A 23420-nucleotide genomic window follows, 5' to 3' on the forward strand; every position below is an offset into this window, starting at 1 on the left:
GGCGGTCACCGGTCGTCGAGTGAGCGGAGCGAGACGGACGCACGGGCGCGGTCTCCGGTCGTTGAGCGAGCGGAGCGAGACGAAACGCCTCGAGGTCAGGCCCCCTCGAGCCACTCCGCGTACGCGTCGAAGGCGTAGTCCCGTCCGAGGAACGAGCGCACCAGATCGGCCGCGTCGCGGGACCCGCCCGGTTCGAGGATGAGCTCGCGATACCGCGCCGCGACCGCGGCATCCATGAGGTCTCCGTCGAACGCCGACAGCAGGTCGCGCGCGATCACGAGGCTCCACTGGTACGTGTAGTAGCACGCGCCGTACCCGGTGAGGTGGCCGAAGCCGGCGTACGAGTGCAGCCCGCGTACGGGCTGCACGGGGCTGGTCGAGGCGTACAGCCGCTCGGTCGCCTGCTGCAGGTCGGCCGGGCGGTCGACGTGCAGGTGGTACGACACCGTCGCGTGCCCGAGCTGGCGACGCACCTCGAGGGCGCGGCCGAACGCGTCGGCCGTGCGCATGCGTGCGACCAGGTCGGCCGGGATGGGCTCGCCGTCGGCGTTCGCGGTGAAGGTCGCGAGCACCCCGGCATCCCACGCCCACTCCTCGAGCAGCTGGCTGGGCGCCTCGACGAAGTCCCACTCGGTGGCGACGCCGGTGAACCGCGACCAGCGCTGACGCCCGCCGAGGATGTCGTGCACGAGGTGGCCGAACTCGTGGAAGAACGTCACGACCTCATCGTGCTCGAGACGTCCGCGCGAGAAGTTGCACAGCAGCACCGCCTCGGGGAACGATCGACCGGCGATGCCGGGCACCAGCGGGAAGCACGCCGCGTGGTTGAACTTGCCGTCGCGCGGGTGCAGGTCGAGGTGGATGCGGCCGAGCAGGTCGTCACCGCGGAAGACCTCGAAGCTCTGCACGTCGGCGTGCCAGGTGCCCGGTGACACCGGGCGGTACTCCACGTCGAGGAGGCGCCCGGTGACATCGAGCACACCCTGCAGCACCTGGTCGAAGCCGAAGTACGAGCGCACCTCCTGGGCGTCGACGTCGTACTGCTCGCGCTTGATCCTGCTGAGCAGGTACCAGAAATCGGCGATCGTGACTTCTTCGGCGTCGGGCTCGTCCTCCTGCAGGCGGGCGAGCAGGCGCTCGTACTCCGGCAGCGAGGCGGGCGCGGATGCCGCGTCGACCTGTGCGAGGAACCGCGGGATCGCGGCGCCCGAGCCGATCATGCGCGTGCCGGTCTCGTAGTCGGCCCAGTCGGTGAAGCCCAGGAGCCGCGCCCGCTCCTCACGCACGGCCAGGAGCTCGGCGAGCACGGCGTCGTTCTCGGGCCAGGCGAGGTCGTTGTACGCGCTCAGCATGGCGAGCCGCGTCTCGCGGCTGCGGGCGTATTCCCGCACCGGCATGAGATCGGTGTACTCGGTGGTGAGGGCGACGAGACCGTCGTCGCCGACAGGGTGCGCGTCGATGAAGTCCTGCGGCAGTCCGGCGAGCGCCTCGGGTGCGACGCGGATCTCACGCCGCCCCTCGCGGACGTTGCGCGAGAAGGCCAGCGACAGCGCGGTGTCGCGCTCGGTCAGCTCACCCACGCGTGCTCGGGCCTCGTCGTCGAGATCGACGCCGCCCCGCCGGAAGTCGCGGACCAGGTGCTCCAGCAGGCGCTGCTCGTCGTCGGCGAGCCCCGCCGCATCGGCGTCGGCGAACACGGCCCACAGCTCGCGGTCGAGGAGTCGGTCGGCTGCGAGCTTCTCCGCCTTCTCGACCTGCTGCTCGGCGGCCTCGCGCACCGCCGCGTCGGGGTGCGCCTCGCTCAGCAGATACGCCTCGCTGGTGGCCTCGGCGAGCGCGATGTCGGCGTCGTTCCAGAGTTCCAGGCGCTCGCGCGTCGACAGTTCCGTCTCGGCGATCAGGCGCGCGTCGACGGCGCGCACCCGATCGAATCGTTCGGCAGGGCGCTCGGCGGCGAACGTGAGCCAGCCTGCGGCGTCGGTGGGGAAGGTCAGCAGCGCAACAGTCACATGCCCGAGCCTACGGGTCAGGCGGTGGCCGGCGCCTCGCGATCGGCGGAGTCGCCCTCGGACTCGTGCTCCGCTTCGGCGGTGGCGTCCTCGGACGCATCCGAGTCTTCGGAGTCGTCGGCGTCCGCCTCGGACTCCGTCGCATCCTCCGCGTCGGAGTGCGCGCCGGCGTCGGCTTCCGCGTCGCCATCCGCGTCGTGGGCGTCTCCATCGGTCTGCGCCTCGTCCACGGCGGTGTCGGCGTCGTGAGCATCCGCATCGTCACCGCCATCGGCCTCTCCGGCCTCGGCACCGTCGCCGTCGGTCTCTGCGAGCGACTCCTCCAGCGCGCTGAGCACGGCGTCGTCGTCGGTCTGGCCGACCGGCTCGGACTGCTCGTCACCGGCGTCCGCATCGGTGAGGGCGGTGTCGTCCAGCGGAACCTCGGGGCGGACGAGCTGCTTGACCTCGGCCATGAAGCTCATCAGCTGGTGCTGCTGCCAGCGCAGCTGGCGCGTGCGGTCCTCGGCGTCGCGGAGCACAGCCTGCGAGTGGGTCGTGACGGTGTCGATGATCCGCTCGGCCTTGGCGCGCGCGCGGTCGAGGTGCTCGTTCGCGCGCAGCTTGGCCTCGGCCTCGACCTGCATCGCCTGGGCGCGCATCAGACGGTCGAAGTCGTCGGCCTTCGCCGCGACGCGCTGAGCGTGCTCGATCGACGCTGCGACCTGCTCGTTCGCGTCGGACGTGATGCGCTCGGCGTGGGCGACCGCCTGGTTGTGCAGCGACAGGAACTCCTGCTGCGAGTCGTCCTGACGGCGGGTGAGCGCCTCTTCGAACTCGAGGGCACGCAGTCGCTGCTCGCGGACCGCCTCGTCGGCCTCCTCACGGGCGCGGCTGGTCTCGCGGGCGACCATCGAACGCAGCGCCGCCGCGCCCTTCTCGGCCTCGGAGCGGATCGCCGCTGCCTCCTGCTCGGCCTGCGCCACCTTCTCGCCGGCGTGCGCGGCCTCGCGCTCGAGACCGGCCTGGTGAGCCGTCAGCTCGGTGTCGATGCGCAGACGCACCTGCTGGGCGTCGTGCTGGGCACGCGTGAGCATCGCGTCGACCTCGGCCTGCGCGTCGCGGCGGCGGTTCAGGATCTCTTCGTGCGACGCCTGCAGCAGGCGGTCCGCCTGCACGGTGGCGTTGCGGATGAGCACGCTCGCCTGGTCCTCGGCGACGCGCAGGATCTCGTCGAACTGGCGGCGACCGTCGGACTCCACGGCGGCTGCCGTGCCCGCGAGCTCGTCGCTGAGCGCCTGGATGCTCGCCTCGGCCTGCGCCGCTCGCGCCTCGGTCGCGGCGAGGTCGGCCTCGAGCTGTGCGATCCGGCCACGGCTCTCCGCCGCAGCCTCCCCGATGCGGACGTCCACGTCGCCCGCGGCCTGAGCTGCGCGGTCGTTCGCCGCAGCGAGGTCCGCCTCGAGCCGCTGCACGGCCTTGGCGGCGCGGGCGTTGACCGCGGCCATCTGCGCCTCGAGCCGGTCGACGCGCTCCTGGTGCTCGGCCGAGGCCGCATCACCGCGCTGTCGCTGGCGCTCCTCGAGCATCTCCAGCTTGCGGGCGGCTGTCTGCAGACGCGCGCTCAACTGCGCGATGGCGCCGTCGACCTCGTCCTTGTCGTATCCGCGGAAGGCGGTCGTGAACGACGCACCCGCGGTCGATGCCGACGCGGTGGCCGGCGTCGACGCCGGAACCGCCGAGATGAGGCTGTCGAAAGCAGAGACGCCGATGGGCTTCGTGGTCGGCTGCGGCTCGTTGTGGTCGGCCATCATGGTCTCGCTCTCGGGGGGTCGCGTTCAGGTGATCCGGCAGTGCGCAGCGGTCGGTCGGACGGATGCGGCGCTGTCGCACCAGATGGCACACCGGGAGGAATGCGCCGGTTCGGGTAGTGGAACATTACCCTTCGCGCGGGCGCGTGAACGAACCTGTCGTCGACCTTGTCAGCAGACGCACAACGTCGGGGCGGTGCGATTTGTGGGCTCGGTACGAACGGCGCGTCAGCGCAGCATCCCGACGCTGGCGAGCGCCATGCGGATGAGGGTGCCGCGGCCGCCCTCCATCTCGGCGGCGAGGGCGTCGGATGCCGCCTCCTCGGGCTTCAGCCACGTCACCTCGAGAGCATCCTGACGCGGCTCGCACGTGCCGGTCACCGGCACCACGAACGCCAGCGAGACGGCGTGCTGACGATCGTCGTGGTACGCGCTGACGCCGGGGATCGGGAAGTACTCGGCGACCGTGAACGGCACCGGCTGCGCGGGAAGGAGCGGAAAGGCCATGGGCCCGAGGTCGTTCTCGAGATGACGGAAGAGCGCGTCGCGCACGGTCTCGCCGTAGCGCACGCGGCCCGACACGATCGTGCGGGTGATCTCGCCGACCGGCGTCGCCCGCAGCAGGATGCCGACCTCGGTGACCTGCCCCATGCCGTCGGTGCGCACCGGAATGCCCTCGACGTAGAGCATCGGCAGGCGCCGTCGCGCCTCCTCGAGTTCGATGTCGCTCAGCCAGCCCGGGTTCGAGACGTTGCCCGCCGGAGGGCCGAAGGGCTCGTCGCCGGCCGGTTCTGGGTCGGGTGTGCGCACGGACATGCCTCCTGTATACCCCTTCGCGTGTCCGCGCGTGCTGAGCGCCTCGGTCCGCTCGCTCAGTACGCTCTCCTGCTCACCTTCCCGATCAAGATCTGACGGCGCGCGCGTCGGCGGCCGGTGGCAGGATGAGGGCATGTCCGACGCCCTCATCCTCGACGCCCACGCGGTGCTGTGGTCGGGCGACCGCGACGCCGTCGCCGGGCGTCCGCTGCTCCTCCTCCTCCACGGCTACGGCGCCGACGAGCGCGATCTCCTCGGGCTGAGCGCCTATTTCCCCGAGGAGTTCACGGTCGCGAGCCTCGCGGCGCCGCTCGCGCCCCCGTGGCCGATGCCGGGCCGCTCGTGGTACCCGATCGACGGCCTCGACGGGCGCAATCCCGCCCACGTCACCGCGGCCGCGCAGGCCGTGATCGACTGGGTCGACGCGCATGCGGCGGATGCGGCATCCGTCGGTCTTCTCGGTTTCTCGCAGGGCGGTGCGGTCTCGCTCCAGGCGCTGCGCCTCCAGCCCGAGCGCTTCGCATTCGTCGTGAACCTCTCGGGCTACGCGACGCCGGGCGACCTCCCGGGCGACGCCGCCCTGGCCGAGGTGAAGCCGCCGGTCTTCTGGGGCCGCGGCACCGCCGACGACGTGATCCCCGAGTTCGTCATCGAGCACAGCACGACGTGGCTCCCCGAGCACGTCGACCTGAGCGGGCGGGTGTACCCGGGGCTCACCCACAGTGTGTCGGAGGCCGAGATCGCCGACGTGCGGGTGTTCCTCGAGAAGCAGCTCGAGCGGGCCTGACACCGGATTCCCAGCCCGATCGGCCACATCTTCCGCTATGGTTGACGGGCTCCTGTCCCGAGTGTGAGGAACACCGTTGAAGCTGATCGACGCGTCCGCGATCTGAATCCGCGCTGATCCGTCGATCCCGACGGTCCGCGACATCCATCGCGCCGACCGTCGATCCGGCCGCTTCCTCCTCGGCAGCTGCACGCCTCCCATCGGGGCGCCTCCGAGGTGATCGCCGGCTCCGCCGTCAGCGCACGTCTGACCCAGGAGGCCTCATGCCGACCCACACCCTTTCTCCATCCATCGTCCTCGACCGCGTCTCGTTCACCTGGCCCGACGGCACCACCGCGCTCACCGACCTCTCCGGGTCGTTCGGCACGGGCCGCACCGGCCTCGTCGGACGCAACGGATCGGGGAAGTCCACCCTGCTGCGCATCGTCGCGGGCGAACTCGCCCCTGCCGCAGGTCACGTCATCGCGAACGACGACGTCGCCTATCTTCCGCAGCGGCTGACGCTCGACGTCGAACGCGCCGTCGCCGACCTGCTCGGCGTCGGCGACACGCTCCGCGCCCTGCGCGCGATCGAGTCGGGCGACGTCGACCCGCGTCACTTCGACGCGGTCGGCTCCGACTGGGACGTCGAGGCGCGCTCGCACGCGGCCCTCGCCGAAGCCGGCCTCGCACCCGACATGCTCGACCGCCGCGTCGGCGAGCTGTCGGGCGGCGAGGCGGTGCTCACCGCCATCGCCGGCATCCGGCTGCGCGGTGCGCCGATCACACTGCTCGACGAGCCCACCAACAACCTCGATCGCGATGCGCGGGCGCGGCTGTACGACATGGTGCGCGGATGGCGCGGCGCACTCGTCGTGGTGAGCCACGACGTCGCCCTCCTCGAGCTGGTCGACGACACCGCCGAGCTGTACGGCAGCGAGCTGTCGGTGTTCGGCGGACCGTACTCGCAGTGGCGGGCGTGGCTCGACGCCGAGCAGGGTGCCGCGCGCGACGCCGAACGGGCGGCGCGTCAGGCCCTCCGCCGCGAGAAGCGCGAGCGCATCGAGGCCGAGACCACGATCGCGCGGCGCGCGGCGATGGGCCGCAAGGCCCAGCTCGAGAAGCGCGTGCCGCCGATCGTGGCGGGCAATCTCCAGCGGGCCGCGCAGGTCTCGGCCGGCAAGCTCCGCGGCGAGAAGGCGGACCGTGAGGCGACGGCGAGGCAGAGCCTCGACGCCGCCGAGCGGCGGGTGCGCGACGACGACCTCGTGAAGATCGACCTGCCCGATCCGGGCGTGCCCGCGGGGCGACGCATCCTGACCCTGGCCGACGGTGCGCGGTCGTGGACCGTGCAGGGCCCCGAGCGCGTGGCGCTCGTCGGCGCGAACGGCGCCGGCAAGACGACGCTGCTCGAGCAGCTGCTCACCCCCGCCGCCCCGACGGCCTCGCCGGCACCCTCGCCGGGGGCTTCTGTGCCTAATGCAGGACGGACGCAGCGCGACGCCGACGGGACCCCCGGAATTCCGGGGGTCCCCGAAGCGCCCGCCGCATCCATCCTGAGTACGGCACGCGGGCAACTGCACACCGACCGCGTCGGGTATCTGCCGCAGCGGGTGGACGGGCTCGACGAGGATGCCTCGGTGCTCGAGAACGTCGCCCGTGCGGCGCCGGGCGTGAGCACGGTCGACCTGCGCAACCGCCTGGCGCGCTTCCTCATCCGGGGCGCGATGGTCGATCGCCCGGTGTCGGCGCTGTCGGGAGGCGAGCGGTTCCGCGTCGCCCTGGCGCGCCTGCTCCTGACCGACCCGCCGCCGCAGCTGCTGGTGTTCGACGAGCCGACGAACAACCTCGACCTCGACACGGTCGATCAGCTGGTCTCGGCTCTCGCCGCCTATCGGGGCGCGGTGCTCGTGGTGAGCCACGACGACGCATTCCTGAAGCGGCTCGGCGTCGACCTCGTGCTCGATCTCGATCGCGACGGCACGCTCACCGAGCAGTGACCCCCGCCGCGGCATCCGTTCGACGTTCGAGCGGATGCCGCGGCAGCCTCGATGTGCGCGCAACCACCCCGATGTCGGCGTCCGCGAGCAAGATGGAGGGGTGGCGGATGTGCTGGAGCGGTTCGGACCTGCGACGCAGGACTGGTTCCGCGGCGCGTTCCGGGGCCCGACCGACGCACAGATCGGCGCGTGGAAGGCGATCTCGGCCGGCAAGCACGCGCTCGTGGTCGCACCGACCGGGTCGGGCAAGACCCTGTCGGCGTTCCTGTGGGCGATCGACCGGGTGTTCCGCGAGAAGGCTCCCGCCGAATCGCCGCCGCGCGCGGCGAAGGGGGCGAAGGGACGGACGAAGACGGATGCCGCGCCCACGCGCATCCTCTACATCTCGCCGCTGAAGGCGCTCGGCGTCGACGTGGAGCGCAACCTCCGATCGCCGCTGGTCGGCATCGGCCAGTCGGCGCGCCGGCTCGGCATCGAGGTGCCTGGCGTCACCGTCGGGGTGCGCTCGGGCGACACCCCGGCCGGCGATCGCCGCAAGCTCGTGTCGTCACCGCCCGACATCCTCATCACGACGCCCGAGTCGCTGTACCTGATGCTCACGAGTCGCGCGGGCGAGACGCTGCGCGACGTGCACACCGTCATCATCGACGAGGTGCACGCGGTCGCCGCGACCAAGCGCGGAGCCCACCTGGCCGTGAGCCTCGAGCGTCTCGACGCACTTCGGCGCTCGTTCGACCCGAAGGCCGAACCGGCGCAGCGCATCGGCCTCTCGGCGACCGTTCGGCCGATCGACGAGGTCGCCCGATTCCTCGGCGGTGCCGAGCCGGTCGAGATCGTGGCCCCGCGGGCGAGCAAGGCGTTCGACATGAAGGTCGTCGTGCCGATCGACGACATGCTCAACCCTCCGCCGCCACCGAGTCCGTACACGAGCGACGCGAGCCGAGGCGAGCCGCGTGCCGACGACGCTCCGGCGATCGACGAGGACTGGTTCGCCGACGGCTCCTCGACAGGCTCGGGGGGCGGTCGCGTGAGCGGGGCCGGCGAGACCGAGATGACCGGGTCGGTCTGGCCGCACGTGGAGGAGGCGATCGTCGACCGCATCCTGCAGCAGCGCTCCACGATCGTGTTCTGCAACTCGCGTCGCCTCGCCGAGCGCCTCACCGGGCGGCTCAACGAGATCTACTCCGAGCGGCTGGGGCTCGACCTTCCCGACCAGACCGTGCCGGCGGCGATGATGGCGCAGGCCGGTGCGACCGCCGGCGCCGACCCGGTGCTCGCCAAGGCCCACCACGGGTCGGTGTCGAAGGAGCAGCGCGCGCAGGTCGAGGAGGAGCTCAAGTCGGGCGTGCTCCGCTGCGTCGTCGCCACCTCGAGCCTCGAACTCGGCATCGACATGGGCGCGGTCGACCTCGTGATCCAGGTCGAGGCCCCGCCGAGTGCGGCGTCGGGACTGCAGCGCATCGGTCGCGCCGGGCATCAGGTGGGCGAGGTCAGCCGGGCGGCGCTGTTCCCCAAGCACCGGGGCGACGTGCTCCACACTGCGATCGTCACCGAGCGCATGCTCGCCGGCCAGATCGAGGCCATCGCGATCCCGCAGAACCCGCTCGACATCCTGGCGCAGCAGACCATCGCCGCGGCGGCGATCGCCCCGCTCGACGTCGAGGGCTGGTACGAGACGCTCAAGCGCAGCGCCCCGTTCCGCTCGCTCCCCCGCTCGGCGTACGAGGCGACGCTCGATCTGCTCGCGGGGCGGTTCCCGTCCGACGAGTTCGCGGAGCTGCGCCCGCGTGTCATCTGGGACCGCGACCTGGGAGTCCTCACGGGCCGCCCCGGTTCGCAGCACATCGCGGTGACGAGCGGCGGCACCATTCCCGATCGGGGCCTGTTCGGCGTCTTCGTCGCGGGCGAATCGCAGAACGCCCGCGTGGGCGAGCTCGACGAGGAGATGGTCTACGAGTCGCGCGTCAACGACGTCTTCACCCTCGGCACCACCAGCTGGCGCATCACCGAGATCACGCACGACCGGGTGAACGTCGTACCGGCCTTCGGGCAGCCCGGCAAGGTGCCGTTCTGGCACGGCGACGGCATCGGCCGCCCCGCCGAACTCGGCGAAGCCCTCGGCAAGTTCTCGCGCGAGGTCTCGACCGCCTCTCCCGACAAGAGCTCCTCCCGCCTCGCCGACGCCGGCCTCGACGCGTACGCGCAAGACAATCTGCTGGCCTATCTCGCCGAGCAGCGTGAGGCGACCGGCACGCTTCCGACCGATCGCCAGCTCACCGTCGAGCGCGGTCGCGACGAGGTCGGCGACTGGCGCATCATCCTGCATTCCCCGTACGGCATGCAGGTGCACGCGCCCTGGGCGCTGGCGGTGAACGCCCGGATCCGCGAGCGCCTGGGCGTCGAGGGCTCGGCGGTGGCGAGCGACGACGGCATCATCGCGCGGGTTCCGGATGCCGCGGCCGAGCCGCCGGGCGCCGACCTCTTCGTCTTCGACGCCGACGAGCTCGAGCAGATCGTCACCGACGAGGTCGGCGGATCGGCGCTGTTCGCCTCGCGGTTCCGCGAGTGCGCGGCGCGGGCGCTGCTCATGCCCCGGCGCAACCCCGGCCGTCGTACACCGCTGTGGCAGCAGCGCCAGCGCTCCGCACAGCTGCTCGAGGTCGCGCGCCGGTACCCGACGTTCCCGATCATCCTCGAGACGCTGCGCGAGGTGTTGCAGGACGTCTACGACGTTCCGGCGCTCCTGCGGATCACCCGGAGCATCGCCGACCGCCGCATCCGGCTCATCGAGACCGAGCCCGCCCAGCCGTCGCCGTTCGCGCGCGACCTGCTGTTCGGGTACGTCGGCGCGTTCATGTACGAGGGCGACTCCCCGCTCGCCGAGCGACGCGCCGCCGCGCTGTCGGTCGATCCGGCGCTGCTCAGCGAGCTGCTCGGCAAGATCGAGATGCGGGAGCTCCTCGATCCCGACGTCATCGCCCAGTTCGAGCGCGAGGCGCAGCGCCTCGACCCGGAGCGTCGCGCGCGCGGCCTCGAGGGCGTCGCCGACCTGCTCCGCGTGCTCGGGGCGATGGATCCGGGCGAGGTCGCGGCACGGCTGGAGGCGGATGCATCGTCTCGCTCAGCGACCGATCCCGCGACAGATCCCCGGTCGCCGAACGAGCACCGCAGCGACGACACCGACCGCACCCCGCACGCGACCGACGCCGAGGCGTCCGCCCATCTCGACGCCCTCATCGCCGCACGCCGCGCGGTGCCCGTCACGATCGCCGGGACGGCACGCGTCGCGGCGATCGAAGATGCGGGGCGCCTGCGCGATGCGCTGGGCGTGCCGCTCCCCGTCGGCATCCCCACCGCGTTCCTCGAGCCGGTGCCCGATCCGCTCGGCGACCTGGTCGCCCGCCATGCGCGCACGCACGGTCCGTTCACGGCCGAGGCGGTCGCGACGCGACTGGGCGTCGGGGTTGCTGTCGCCCGGCACACGCTGCAGCGCCTCGAGTCGCACGGACGCGTGACGAGCGGGTTCTTCCTGCCCGAGTCGCCGGGCGACTCGGGATCGCGCGCCGACGAGACCGAGTGGTGCGACACCGAGGTGCTGCGCCGCCTGCGGATGCGCTCGCTCGCCGCGATCCGGGGCAGTGTCGAGCCGGTGCCACGCGAGGCGTATGCCCGGTTCCTCCCCGGCTGGCAGCACCTCACGCGCCCGCTCGAGGGGATCGACGGCGTGGCCGCGGTCATCGAGCAGCTCGCCGGGGTGCCGATCCCGGCGAGCGCGTGGGAGTCGCTCGTCCTCCCCTCGCGCGTGGCCGACTACACCCCCGCGATGCTCGACGAGCTCACCTCGACCGGCGAGGTGGCGTGGTCGGGGCACGGCGCGCTCCCCGGTCGCGACGGCTGGATCGCCCTGCACCCCGCCGACGCCGCGACGCTGAGCCTCGCGCCGCCGACCGACGACGAGATCGCACCCGGGTCACTCGACGCGCAGCTGCTCGCCGCACTCGACGGCGGCGGGGCGTACTTCGCCGCTCAGCTGCGTGCGATCAGCGGCGCCGAGAACGACCTGGCGGTGGTCGAGGCGCTCTGGCGCCTCACCTGGTCGGGGCGTGTCACGAACGACACGTTCGCCCCGGTGCGCACCCTCGTGGGGGGCGGGTCGCAGGCGCATCGCACCACGCGCAAGGCACCGCGCGCCCGGATGTACCGAGGTGCGGCGGTGCGCACGGTCGCGGCAGCCGTCCCTCCCCGTCCGCCCGCGATCGGCGGCCGGTGGTCGCTGCTGCCCGAGGCGGAGCCGGATGCTGCGCTGCGCGCGACCGCCACCGCGAGCATGCTGCTCGACCGGTACGGCGTCGTCACGCGCGGCGCGGTGCAGGCCGAGGGCGTTCCCGGCGGCTTCGCACAGGCGTATCGCGTGCTCGCCGGATTCGAGGAGGCCGGGCACTGCCGCCGCGGGTACGTCATCGAGAAGCTCGGCGCGGCCCAGTTCGCCGCGTCGTCGACGGTCGACCGGCTGCGCGAGTTCGCCGCTCTCGCCGATCCGCCGCCGCGGCGCGCGATCACCCTGGCTGCGACCGACCCGGCCAATCCGTACGGCGCCGCGCTCGCATGGCCAGCTCTCGAGGGGGTCGGACACCGCCCCGGGCGCAAGGCCGGCGGGCTCGTCGTGCTCGTCGACGGCACGCTCGTGCTCTACGTCGAGCGCGGCGGGAAGTCGGCCCTGGCCTTCACCGGCGACGAGGCCATGATCGCCGCCGCGGCGAACGACCTCGTCGCGACAGCACGGATGCGCAGACTCGACACGATCACCGTCGAACAGGTCAACGGAGCGTTCATCCACGGCACGGGGTGGGGCAGGGCGCTGCGTGCCGCGGGATTCGTCGAGTCCCCGCGCGGGCTGACCCTGCGCCGTCAGACGGCGGGCGACGCGATCCGGCAGGCGGCGGCGCAGCCGCCCGGGGGGCGCGAGGCGTCGCGTGCCTGAGGGCGACACCGTCTTCCGCACCGCCCGCCGCCTCGATGCAGCCCTCCGAGGCGGCCTGGTCACGCGGTTCGAACTGCGCGTCCCGCAGGCGGCCACCGTCGATCTCACCGGGCGCACCGTGCACGGGGTCGCCTCGCAGGGCAAGCATCTGCTGCACCGGATCGGAGACCAGACCCTCCACACCCACCTGAAGATGGAGGGCGAGTGGCACGTCTACCGCCGGGGCGAGCGCTGGCGGGCAGCGGGCCTCCGCGCACGCGCCGTCGTCGGGGCCCGGGCGCCCGACGGAGCCGAGTTCGAGACCGTGGGGTTCGACCTGGCCGACATCCGCGTGGTGCCGACATCCGACGAGGACCTGCTGGTCGGCCACCTCGGCCCCGACCCGCTCTCGGAGCACTGGGGGCCGGCCGATGCGGCGGAGGCATCGAGGCGCCTCGCCGCCGACACCCGGCCGATCCATGTCGCGCTTCAGGATCAGCGCAGCGTCGCCGGGTTCGGCAACGAGTACGCGAACGAGATCCTCTTCGTGCGCGGCATCCTGCCCACCACACCGGCCGACACGGTCGACGCCGCCGCGGTCATCGACCTCGGCGCCCGCATGATCATGGCCAACCGGGATCGCGCGGACCGCACCTTCACCGGCGATGCACGGCCCGGCCGCACCACGTGGGTCTACCGCCGTGAAGGGCGTCCGTGCCGGCGGTGCGGCACGCAGATCCGGGGCGGACACCTCGGCGCCGATCCGACGCGCGAGCGCATCGTCTTCTGGTGCCCGCGCTGCCAGGTGTGATCACGCCCCACGGAACGGACGAAGTGTCGTCGTGAACCGCGCCCGGCACCGCCTCGAGGGGCACCCGCCCGGAAACAGCGCGGTTTCCTGTCCGTCACACAACTCCGGACGATCTGTCCTGCCGCGCCCCGAGGGGCCCCGGATCGTCCGGACTCGACGTCCGCCGCGTTGCGGCCACGGGGTGCGCCATATTGAATTCCCGTACACATCCACCGTCCGCGCAACGTCGCGCGGAACCCGAACGGGAGGACCACATCAGGTGACCACGGCCATCGACGCGGACCCGCACGCGATCACGTCCACCACCGACGGACGCGGCGGCGTCATCCTCGAGGGGATCACGAAGTACTACGGCGACCAGCTCGCGGTCGACGACCTGTCGCTGAACATCGAGCCGGGCGAGTTCATCTCCCTGCTCGGCCCGTCGGGATGCGGCAAGACGACCACCCTGCGCATGATCGCCGGCTTCGAGCACCCCGACGCGGGCGACATCCGCATCTCGGGTGCTTCGGTGCTCTCGGCCCCGCCGTACCGCCGCGACGTCAACACCGTCTTCCAGGCGTACGCGCTCTTCCCGCACCTGAGCGTCGCCGAGAACGTCGCGTACGGCCTGCAGCAGCGCCGAACACCCAAGTCCGAGGTGCGCGAGCGCGTGACCGAGGCGCTCGATCTCGTGCAGATGCGGCGTTTCGGCGACCGCAAGCCCACGCAGCTGTCGGGCGGCCAGCAGCAGCGCATCGCCCTCGCCCGCGCCCTGGTCAACCGCCCCGCCGTGCTCCTCCTCGACGAGCCGCTGGGCGCACTCGACCGGCAGCTGCGCGAAGAGATGCAGCTCGAGCTGAAGCTCCTGCAGGCGCGTCTGGGCATCACGTTCGTCTTCGTCACCCACGACCAGGGCGAGGCCCTCTCGATGAGCGACCGCATCGCGATCATGCGAGCCGGCCGCATCGAGCAGCTCGCCGACGCCGACACGGTGTACGCGCGGCCTGCCTCGGCGTACGTGGCGGCGTTCGTGGGTCAGCAGAACTTCTTCCGCGGCGCGGTCTCCGAGGGCGGCGCCGCCGTGGTGGGGGCGAACGCCCTCGTCCGCGCAGCCGGCCCGGTGCTCGGCGGCATCGCGCAGGGCGAGGCGGCAGTGCGCCCCGAGTACATCGCGATCGAGAAGGATGCCGCGGCCGGGTCCGCGCCCGAGGCGAACAGCGCCCGCGGCGAGCTCATCGGTGTGTCGCACCTCGGCGACACGATGCAGTTCCTCGTGCGCCTCGGCGCCGATCAGAGCCTCATCGTGCGACGCCCGACGCCCGATGCGCCGACGCTGCGCGTGGGTGACGCCGTGCTGTGCACCTGGGCCGCTCACCACGTGCTGCTGTTCCCCAGCGACGCCGCGGCCGAAGAGGGCGGGTACATCGCCCCGCCGACGGCCTGATCCGACCGCCACCGCGACCCGCATCGACGCCGGGGAGCACGCCCGGCACCTGCCGGACCGCTGCCCCGCCGCCCGCCAGACCGCACCACCCGCACGATCCGCAAGACCGCACCACCCGCACGATCGGCAAGACCGCACCACCCGCACCACCGCAGTACCCCGCACCGCAGCATCCGTCCCGAGCCCCACCCGCACCGCCGCCACCGGCTCCGACCCGACCAGGAGACACCGATGACCGAGTCCCGCAATCCGCTCCGCATCCTCGTTCCCGAGAGCGCGGCACCGCGCATCGCCCGCGACCTGTCGCGTCGCGGCTTCCTCAGCCTCGCCGCCCTCGCCGGCGGCACCGCCGTTCTCGCCGCCTGTGCGCCCGGGGGCGGCAGCACCCCCGAGGCACAGGCCGACGGCGGAGAGCTGGAAGACAGCCTGTCGGTGTACACGTGGGGCGACTACGACTCGCCCGACGTCGTCTCTTCGTTCACGAGCGAGCTCGGCCCGAAGGTGACGCTCGACTCGTACTCGTCGAACGAGGAGCTCATCGCCAAGCTGATCGCGGCGAAGGGCACCTCGGGCTACGACATCGTCGTGCCGACGGGGGTGTTCATCCCGCAGATGATCGAGAACGGCCTGCTCACGAAGTTCAACAAGGACCTGCTCCCGAACCTGGCGAACATGGACCCGACGGCTCTCGGCCGGGCCTGGGATCCGAGCAACGACTACTCCGTGTGCAAGGCGTGGGGCACGACCGGGTACGTCTACGACAAGACGGTCATCACGCGGGAGCTCACGACCTGGGCCGACTTCTTCGACGCGGCGCAGAACGAGGCGAGCGGCAAGACCAGCATGTCCGACGACCCGGCCGGCATCATCGGCTCGTACTTCTGGGCGAACGACACGGACTGGAACACGACCGACCCCGACGAGCTCGAGGCCTGCCGCGCGTTCCTCGTCGACGAGATCGCCCCGCACATCTCGGCGTTCGACTCGTACCCCGGCACGAACGCGATCCCGCAGGGCACCCAGGTGCTGATGCAGGCGTGGAACGGCGACGCGCGCCTGGGCATCCTCGAGTCGAGCGACCCCGACCGCTGGCAGTGGGTGCTGCCCGGACCGCAGACCGAGCTGTGGATGGACAACTGGGCGATCGCGGCCGGCGCACCCCACCCCGAGGCAGCCCACGCCTTCATCAACCACTCGATGACGCCCGAGAACCTCTACCTGAACCTCGACTACATCGGCTACAACGTCGGCGGCGCCGACATGCAGCAGGCGGCGACCGACAACGGCCTCGAGCTGCCGGAGCTCATCTTCTTCAGCGAGGACCAGCTCGCCGCGATGCACGAGCAGGAGCTCAACGACTCGCAGACCGTGCGCGTCGACATCTGGACCGAGATGAAGGCCGCCGCCGGTGCGTAGAACCTCGCCCGGTCCCCTCCTCGCCGTTCCGGCGTGGGTGTGGCTGCTGGTGTTCTTCGTCGCCCCGGTGGGGATGGTCATCTGGTTCAGCTTCGGCTACAAGCCGGGCATCTTCGGCACCCACGCGAACGACATCCTCTCGTTCGACCGGTACGTCGAGGCGATGTCGCCGACGTTCTTCGCGACCTTCCAGAACACCCTGTGGGTGGGTGTGCTCGGCACCATCCTGTGCTTCCTGATCGGTGCGCCGGTGGCGTACTGGATGGCGTTCAAGGTGAAGCCGGAGCGGCGCGGCATCCTCATCGCCCTCGTACTCGTGCCGTTCTGGACGAACTTCCTGGTGCGCACGATCGGGTGGCAGGTGATCCTGTCGCCCGAGGGCGGACTGTCGCAGATCCTGCAGGGCATCGGCGTCATCGACGGGCCGCTCGAGCTGCTCTACACCCGCACCGCGGTGCTCATCGGCGTGGTCTACAACTACCTGCCGCTGATGATCCTCCCCCTGTTCGTCGCGTTCGACCGCGTGGGTCCGGCGCTGCGCGAGGCGTCGAAGGACCTCGGCGCGGGCAAGCTCGTCACGTTCTTCCGGGTCACCCTGCCGCTGTCTCAGCCCGGCATCATCGCCGGCGTGCTGCTGGTGTTCATCCCGCTCATGGGCGACTACATCACCGCGACGGTGCTCGGCGGCGCGAAGGGCAACATGGTCGGCCAGCTCGTGGCGAGCCAGTTCCAGACCGCGCAGAACTGGGCGCTCGGCTCCGCCATGGCGGTGCTGCTCATGCTCGTGATCACCCTGACGATCGCGATCGCCGGCGTCATCATCTGGCTGATCGCCCTGCCGTTCCGCTCGCACAACCGCCTCGTGCTCGGAACCGAGACGACGAAGACGGATGCCGCGCCCGCGGCAGCTCCCGTGGAGGTGACGACGTGACCGAGACGCTGACCGAGACCCTGCTGCGTCAGGACGAGGCGCCCGCTTCGCGCGCCCCGAAGAACCTGCGCCGCGCGAAGCGACCGTGGTCGGACGTGGCGTTCGGCGTGTGGGGCGTGCTCGTCATGCTCTTCCTCTTCGCGCCGATCATCGTGATCATCATCTACTCGTTCAACACCGGGCGCCTGCTGGTGTCGTGGGACGGGTTCGGGTTCGACGCCTTCGCCACGATCCTCGACAAGCCCGCCATCCAGAGCGCCGTGCGGGTGTCGCTCATCACGGCGCTCATCGCCGCGGTGATCGCCACGGTGCTCGGCACCCTCGCGGGCATCGCGATGGCGCGGCATCCGGGCAAGTGGGTGTGGTGGTTCCTGGGCCTGCTGCTGCTGGTCTCGGTGACGCCCGAGATCGTCGACGCGGTCGCCCTGCTGCCGTTCATGGTGTTCCTCGGCCAGGATCTCGGCATCGGCATCTTCAACGACGGCATCGTGCGCCTGTCGGTGGGCTCGTCGCTGTTCGCGACGGCTGTCGTGTCGTACATCGTGCGGGCGCGCCTGGTCGGCATGGACGCGAACCTCGAAGAGGCGTCGGGCGACCTGTACGCGAAGCCGGTCACGACGTTCCGTCGGGTGACGCTGGCCCTCGCGATGCCCGCCGTGCTCGCCGGATTCCTGCTCGCGTTCACACTCAGCCTCGACAACACGATCATCGCCGCCTTCGTGCAGGTCTCGGGCACCACCCCGTGGCCGGTGTACGTGCTGAGCGCGGTGCGTTCGGGGCTGAGGCCCGAGATCGCTGCCGTGTCGACCGTGATGCTTCTGCTCACGCTCGTGGCCCTGGCCCTCGTCGCGCTCGTGCTCAAGCGTGCGGGCGACTCCGCCACGCAGATCGCCCGCACGATGACCGGCGGCTGACCCGGAGGTGCCGATGACCCACGCCGACCTCGTCTTCACGGGCGGGCCCGTCTTCACCGCCGACACGGTGCGGTCACGCGCCCGGGCGGTCGCCGTCGCGGGCGGCCGCATCGTCGCCGTGAGCCCGGGCGACCTCGACGATCTGATCGGGCCGTCGACCGAGGTGGTCGACCTTCGGGGACGGATGCTCGTCCCGGGGTTCCAGGACGCGCACGTTCATCCGGTCTGGGGCGGACTCGACATGCTGCGCTGCGATCTGTCGGAGCAGGCGACCGCTGCCCAGTACCTCGACACCATCGGCGCCTTCGCCGCCGCGCATCCCGATGACGCATGGGTGCTCGGCGGCGGGTGGCAGATGTCGGCGTTCCCGGGCGGCACGCCGACCGCGGCAGCACTCGACACCGTCGTGCCGGATCGCCCCGCCTTCTTCCCCAATCGCGACGGCCACGGCGCGTGGGTGAACTCCGCCGCCCTCCGCCTCGCGGGCATCGACCGCGACACCCCCGACCCCGCCGACGGCCGCATCGAACGCGGCCCTGACGGCACCCCGTCGGGCACCCTCCACGAGGGCGCGATGTCGCTCGTCAACCGGCACCTCCCCGAGGAGCCGCTGAGCCGCCTCACCGAGGCACTGCTCGTCGGCCAGCGCTACCTGCACTCCTTCGGGATCACTGCGTGGCAGGACGCGATCGTCGGCCCGTACGGCGATGCGGGCGACCCGGGTCCTGCCTATCTCGCCGCAGCCGAAGCCGGAACGCTGACGGCGCGCGTGGTCGGCGCGATCTGGTGGGACCGCACGAAGGGCCTGGAGCAGATCCCGTCGCTCATCGAGCGGCGCGCCCGCTACCGCGGCGGCCGCTTCGCGGCCACGAGCATCAAGATCATGCAGGACGGCGTCGCCGAGAACTTCACCGCGGCGATGCTCGAGCCGTACGGCGACGGGCACGGGCACCCGACCGACAACTCGGGCATCTCGTTCGTCGCTCCCGACGTGCTCAACGAAGCGGTGCCGCTGCTGGATGCCGCGGGGTTCCAGGTGCACTTCCACGCGATCGGCGACCGGGCCGTGCGCGAATGCCTCGATGCGGTGGAGAACGCGATCGCGCGCAACGGCCGCAGCGACAACCGGCACCACATCGCCCACATCCAGGTGGTGCACCCCGAAGACATCCCGCGTTTCCGCGATCTCGGTGTCGCCGCGAACATGCAGTCGTACTGGGCTACGCTCGAGCCGCAGATGGTCGACCTCACCCTGCCCTTCCTCGGCGATCCGCGCAGCGCCTGGCAGTATCCGTTCGGCGACCTGCTGCGCTCGGGCGCGGTGCTCGCCGCCGGCAGCGACTGGTCGGTGTCGACCCCCGACCCGCTCGCCGCGATCCACACGGCGGTCAACCGCACCGCGGCGCCCGGCCACGAGGAGGGCGACTACGACCCGTTCCTCCCCGAGCAGGCGATCGACCTCGCCACGTCGCTCACCGCGTACACCGCCGGATCGGCGTGGGTGAACCACCTCGACCACGTCACCGGCACGATCGAGGCCGGCAAGTTCGCCGACCTCGCGGTGCTCGACCGCGATCCGTTCGCCGGGCCCGCCGATCGGATCGGCGCCACGCGCGTGCTGCAGACGTTCGTCGAAGGCGAGCGCGTGTTCGCCGCCGGCGATGCCTGAGTCCAGTCCGTCCGATCCGGCGCAGAACTCCGACGTTGTGACGCGCGCGACACCTGTACCTCGGCGCCGCGAGGCCGCAGGATCGAAGCACCGACACGACAGGGAAGTGATACCCGTGGGCACCACCGTCTACGAACGACAGCGGCCGGCAGCATCCGTCATCGACCAGAGCCTCTCGGGCACGCGGCAGAGCGTGTTCTGGCTCGACGACCTCCCCGGGGTCGAGCCGCGCCCGCCCTACGCCGGAGAGTCGACGGCAGACCTCGTGATCGTGGGCGGCGGCTACACCGGCCTGTGGACGGCGCTGCTCGCGAAGCGCCGGGATCCGGATGCGCGCGTGGTCGTGCTCGAGGCCAAGCGTGTGGGCTGGGCCGCGTCGGGGCGCAACGGCGGCTTCTGCGAGGCGAGCCTGACGCATGGGCGCGACAACGGAGTCAACCGCTGGCCCGACGAGATCGACCGCCTCGACCGGCTGGGCCTGGCCAACCTCGACGGCATGGGCGAAGACATCGCCGCCCACGGCATCGACGCCGATTGGGAGCGCGTCGGAGCCCTCTCGGTCGCCACCGAGCCGCACCAGCTCGCCTGGCTCGACGAGTGGGTCGACGAGGCGACCTCGCGCGGCGACCGCTCGCTGGTGAGGCTCGACGAAGCCGCGACCCGCGCGACGGTCGCGTCGCCGGCATACCTCGGCGCCGTGTGGGAGACGGAGACGAACGCGCTGGTCCACCCCGGAAAGCTCGTCTCGGGACTCGCGACTGCCGCCGAGGAGGCGGGGGTCGTGATCCACGAGGCGTCGCCCGTGCACGCCCTCGACGACGTGGCGGGCGCCGTGAAGGTCGTCACCCTGCGCGGTCGCATCACCGCGAAGCGCGTCGCCCTCGCCACCAACGTCTTCCCGTCGCTGCTCAAGCGCAACCGACTCATGACCGTGCCGGTCTACGACTACGCGCTCATGACCGAGCCGCTGACCGACGAGCAGCTCGCAGCTGTCGGGTGGAACGACAGGCAGGGCATCAGCGACCTCGCCAACCAGTTCCACTACTACCGGCTGAGCGCCGACAACCGCATCCTCTACGGCGGCTACGACGCCGTCTATCACTACGGGCGCCGCATCCGCGAAGACTACGAGAACCGCCCGGAGTCGTTCCGCACGCTCGCGAGCCACTTCTTCACGACGTTCCCGCAGCTCGAGGGCCTGCGCTTCACGCACCGGTGGGCCGGCGCGATCGACACCTCGACCCAGTTCTGCGCCTTCTTCGGCACCGCGCGCGCGGGGCGTGTGGCGTACGCCGCCGGCTTCACCGGACTCGGCGTCGCCGCGACCCGGTTCGCGGGCGACGTGATGCTCGACCTGCTCGCGGGCGAGAAGACCGAGCGCACCGAGCTCGAGATGGTGCGCAAGCGCCCGCTGCCGTTCCCGCCCGAGCCCGCCGCGGCGATCGGCATCAACGCGACGCGCTGGTCGCTCGACCGTGCCGACCACAGCGAGGGGCGTCGCAACCTGCTGCTGCGCACCCTCGACGCCCTCGGCCTCGGATTCGACTCGTGAGCACGCTCGAGCCCGGTGAGGTGACGGATGCCGCGGCCCTCGGCCTCGCGCATGAGCCGGTCGCCGCCGACGCGGCCACCTCGGGCGCGCCGACCACCGGCGTGGTCGAGCTCGGCGCGTTCGCCGGAGCCGAGGTGGGCGTCTGGGAGATGTCGGCCGGCGGCATGCGCGACGTCGAGGCCGATGAGCTGTTCGTCGTGCTCGCGGGTTCGGCCACTGTCGAGTTCGACGAGCCCGCCCTGCCGGCGATCGAGCTCGGCCCCGGATCGGTCGTGCGGCTGGCCGCGGGGATGAGCACGCGGTGGACGGTGCGCGACACGCTGCGGAAGGTCTACCTGGCGCTCTGAGTCGGTGCCGCGCGTTTCGTCTCGTCGCTGCGCTCCTCGCTCAACGACCGAGCCCGTCCTCCGGCCGCTGAGCGAGCAGAGCCCGACCCCCGGCCGCCGAGCGAGCAGAGCCCGACCCCCGGCCGTCGAGCGAGCGGAGCGAGACGAAACGCCTCAGCACCTGGCGCTCTGAGCCGGTGCTGCGCGTTTCGTCTCGTCGCTGCGCTCCTCGCTCAACGACCGAGCCCAGTCCTCCGGTCGTCGAGCGAGCGGAGCCAGTCCTCCGGTCGTTGAGCGAGCGGAGCGAGACGAAACGCCTCAGCGCCCGGCGGACCGCCGAACGAGCAGCGCGAGGTGCAGCGCCGTCTGCGTCTCGCCGTCGTCGAGGTCTACGCCGAGCAGTTCCTCGATGAGGGCGATGCGCTGGTAGAACACCGAACGAGAGAGGTGCGACGCGGATGCCGCGGCCGTGCGGTTGCCGGGGTGGGCGAGCATGGCCTCGAGCACATCCAGGAGGTCGCCAGAGCGCTGCAGGTCGTGCACGATCAGGGGTGCGAGCATCCGCTCCCCGTGCTCGAGTACGCGGTGGTCGTCGCGCAGCGCGGTGACCAGCTGCACGAGCGGCCGGTTCTCGGCCCGCCGCAGGTGCGGCCCGCGGACGGCGCGTCGGCGTCTGCCGCGCGCGAGGTCGACAGCCTCGTGGAGCGACAGCAGCGCGGAGTCGAGGTCGTTCGCAGCGCGGCCGACCGAGACCGTCACCCGGTCGGCGTCGGCGGCCGGGTCGAGCAGCGCGCGGGTGAAGTCGAGGGCGACCGCGTCGGAGAAGTCCGCGTCGGCCGGCAGCGACAGCAGCACCGCGGCGGCCGGCGCCACGACACCGTCGGGCGCCGAGCCGACCAGCGCCCGCCCGCGCATCGAACGCACCGCGGCGTCTGCGGCTGTGACCGCCACTGCGGCGCCCGAGATCACCATGCCGTACAGCCGAGCCGATCTCAGCGGCAGTCCTGCGGCCTCGAGTCGCGCAGCCGCTCCGCCGGTGCCGGCGAACCGGCCGGCGAGCAGTCCGTCGACGAGACGGCGACGCCCGATCCGACCCCATTCGTCGACATCGCCGTCGGCGAGGCGGCCGACGGCGAGGGCGATCGCCCCCTGCTCGAGCACGGCGGTGCGTCCGGCGGCGTGCGGAGGGCCGGGGAGGGCGATGAGGTTCCCCCAGCGGATGCCGCGCGCCTCGACCGGAACGATGCGCCAGTCGTCGGGCCCGGGCGCGATCCCGCGCGACCGGCGCTGCTCATCGCGGCGGTGCGCAGACCGCGACCGCAGCTCCCACTCGTGGAAGAGCTCCTCCTCGCCGGCGAGCGGCACCTCGGCCGCCACGACCTCGTGCGCGAGGTTCTCGAGCACGACGGGGGCCGAGAGCGTCTGGGCGAGCTGGTGCACGATGAAGTCCGCCGGCGCTCCGCGCAGCGCGAGCGCGGTGAACCGTTCACGCACCTCGTCGCGGGCGCGGAGCGCATCGGTCTGCCCCGCGATGATGCGGCTGTGCACCGCCTCCGTCAGCGCGACGAACTTCACCTCGCGGTGGAGCACCACGAGTGCGAGCCCGCGCTCGGCGGCCGCCTGCTGCACGACTGCGGGAACGTACCGGTAGTGGGTGCCGAGCTCGAGCACGAGCGCCGAGAGGCCGGCATCCGACAGCTCTCCGATGAAGCGGCGCAGGTCGGCGGGATCCTCCGGCCAGGCCGAGCCGGTCGACAGCAGCAGCTCGCCGCCGTCGAGGAGCCGGGCGACGCCCGCGCTGTCGGAGACGTGCAGCCAGCGCACGCGTTCGTCGAGCGCGTCGTCGCCGACCAGCACTTCGGGAACGCCGTCGGCGACGGCCTCGAGGGCGATCACCTCGCGCACCGTCGGCAGCGTCTCATGGGTCACGCGTCCTGTCGGACGATCCGTATGGAATGACCCATCTTCGCGACGCCTAGCCATCGAAGCCGCCTCTTCTGCTCTGTAACACTGGGATCACGCCAGCCTAGATGA

Annotated in this window: 15 protein-coding genes; 11 read left to right on the forward strand and 4 right to left on the reverse strand. The window is 71.9% G+C overall.

The genetic code is table 11. The features are described 5' to 3' along the window. Positions 1-95: 95 nt before the first annotated feature. The 3 genes from JOD63_RS11855 to JOD63_RS11865 form a co-directional block, all read right to left on the reverse strand. Positions 96-2009: a M3 family metallopeptidase gene (locus JOD63_RS11855; protein ID WP_045275912.1), complete on the reverse strand. Its 1914-nt coding sequence runs from the start codon at positions 2007-2009 to the stop codon at positions 96-98. 17 nt (positions 2010-2026) lie between these two features. Then, the gene (locus JOD63_RS11860; RefSeq protein WP_245243919.1) at positions 2027-3802 is read right to left on the reverse strand and encodes a DivIVA domain-containing protein; all 1776 of its coding nucleotides are present in this window, start codon (positions 3800-3802) and stop codon (positions 2027-2029) included. A gap of 225 nt (positions 3803-4027) precedes the next feature. Beyond that, a complete protein-coding gene (locus JOD63_RS11865) occupies positions 4028-4615 on the reverse strand; it encodes an NUDIX hydrolase family protein (protein WP_045275911.1) in 588 nt (195 codons plus the stop codon). A gap of 133 nt (positions 4616-4748) precedes the next feature. Here JOD63_RS11865 and JOD63_RS11870 point away from each other — a divergent pair, with 133 nt between their 5' ends. The 11 genes from JOD63_RS11870 to JOD63_RS11920 all read left to right on the forward strand — a co-directional run bounded on the left by JOD63_RS11870 (position 4749) and on the right by JOD63_RS11920 (position 21407). Beyond that, positions 4749-5402 (forward strand): alpha/beta hydrolase, encoded by a 654-nt coding sequence (locus JOD63_RS11870; RefSeq protein WP_045275910.1) that lies wholly within the window; start codon positions 4749-4751, stop codon positions 5400-5402. A 263-nt stretch (positions 5403-5665) separates the two neighbouring features. Next, positions 5666-7381 (forward strand): ABC-F family ATP-binding cassette domain-containing protein, encoded by a 1716-nt coding sequence (locus tag JOD63_RS11875; protein ID WP_045275909.1) that lies wholly within the window; start codon positions 5666-5668, stop codon positions 7379-7381. A gap of 100 nt (positions 7382-7481) precedes the next feature. Further along, entirely contained in the window at positions 7482-12362 is a 4881-nt protein-coding gene (locus JOD63_RS11880; protein ID WP_045275908.1) for an Lhr family ATP-dependent helicase, read from the forward strand. Continuing rightward, a complete protein-coding gene (locus tag JOD63_RS11885) occupies positions 12355-13152 on the forward strand; it encodes a DNA-formamidopyrimidine glycosylase family protein (RefSeq protein WP_045275907.1) in 798 nt (265 codons plus the stop codon). Before JOD63_RS11880 ends, JOD63_RS11885 begins: the two co-directional genes overlap by 8 nt. A 259-nt stretch (positions 13153-13411) precedes the next feature. Then, the gene (locus JOD63_RS11890) at positions 13412-14578 is read left to right on the forward strand and encodes an ABC transporter ATP-binding protein (RefSeq protein WP_045275906.1); all 1167 of its coding nucleotides are present in this window, start codon (positions 13412-13414) and stop codon (positions 14576-14578) included. Between the two features lie 231 nt (positions 14579-14809). After that, the gene (locus JOD63_RS11895; RefSeq protein ID WP_045275905.1) at positions 14810-15994 is read left to right on the forward strand and encodes an ABC transporter substrate-binding protein; all 1185 of its coding nucleotides are present in this window, start codon (positions 14810-14812) and stop codon (positions 15992-15994) included. Then, positions 15987-16925, forward strand: a complete 939-nt coding sequence (locus JOD63_RS11900) for an ABC transporter permease (RefSeq protein WP_045275904.1) — start codon at positions 15987-15989, stop codon at positions 16923-16925. Before JOD63_RS11895 ends, JOD63_RS11900 begins: the two co-directional genes overlap by 8 nt. After that, a complete protein-coding gene (locus JOD63_RS11905; protein ID WP_307803166.1) occupies positions 16922-17839 on the forward strand; it encodes an ABC transporter permease in 918 nt (305 codons plus the stop codon). The genes JOD63_RS11900 and JOD63_RS11905 overlap by 4 nt, the downstream gene beginning before the upstream one ends. A 13-nt stretch (positions 17840-17852) precedes the next feature. Beyond that, positions 17853-19508: an amidohydrolase gene (locus JOD63_RS11910; protein WP_045275903.1), complete on the forward strand. Its 1656-nt coding sequence runs from the start codon at positions 17853-17855 to the stop codon at positions 19506-19508. A 115-nt stretch (positions 19509-19623) separates the two neighbouring features. Then, entirely contained in the window at positions 19624-21060 is a 1437-nt protein-coding gene (locus JOD63_RS11915; protein WP_045275902.1) for an NAD(P)/FAD-dependent oxidoreductase, read from the forward strand. Beyond that, the gene (locus JOD63_RS11920; protein ID WP_045275901.1) at positions 21057-21407 is read left to right on the forward strand and encodes a cupin domain-containing protein; all 351 of its coding nucleotides are present in this window, start codon (positions 21057-21059) and stop codon (positions 21405-21407) included. The genes JOD63_RS11915 and JOD63_RS11920 overlap by 4 nt, the downstream gene beginning before the upstream one ends. Before the next feature lie 297 nt (positions 21408-21704). Here JOD63_RS11920 and JOD63_RS11925 read toward each other — a convergent pair whose 3' ends face one another. Next, the gene (locus JOD63_RS11925; protein ID WP_245618003.1) at positions 21705-23315 is read right to left on the reverse strand and encodes a PucR family transcriptional regulator; all 1611 of its coding nucleotides are present in this window, start codon (positions 23313-23315) and stop codon (positions 21705-21707) included. Positions 23316-23420 lie beyond the last annotated feature (105 nt).

This window comes from Microbacterium terrae (assembly GCF_017831975.1).
Taxonomy (GTDB): Bacteria; Actinomycetota; Actinomycetes; order Actinomycetales; family Microbacteriaceae; genus Microbacterium; species Microbacterium terrae.

Excerpts from the sequence above, each read along its gene's own strand:
- JOD63_RS11910 (WP_045275903.1), top strand. The coding sequence starts at position 17,853 with ATGACCCACGCCGACCTCGTCTTCACGGGCGGGCCCGTCTTCACCGCC.
- JOD63_RS11895 (WP_045275905.1), top strand. The coding sequence starts at position 14,810 with ATGACCGAGTCCCGCAATCCGCTCCGCATCCTCGTTCCCGAGAGCGCG.
- JOD63_RS11875 (WP_045275909.1), top strand. The coding sequence starts at position 5,666 with ATGCCGACCCACACCCTTTCTCCATCCATCGTCCTCGACCGCGTCTCG.
- JOD63_RS11865 (WP_045275911.1), bottom strand. The coding sequence starts at position 4,615 with ATGTCCGTGCGCACACCCGACCCAGAACCGGCCGGCGACGAGCCCTTC.
- JOD63_RS11870 (WP_045275910.1), top strand. The coding sequence starts at position 4,749 with ATGTCCGACGCCCTCATCCTCGACGCCCACGCGGTGCTGTGGTCGGGC.
- JOD63_RS11860 (WP_245243919.1), bottom strand. The coding sequence starts at position 3,802 with ATGATGGCCGACCACAACGAGCCGCAGCCGACCACGAAGCCCATCGGC.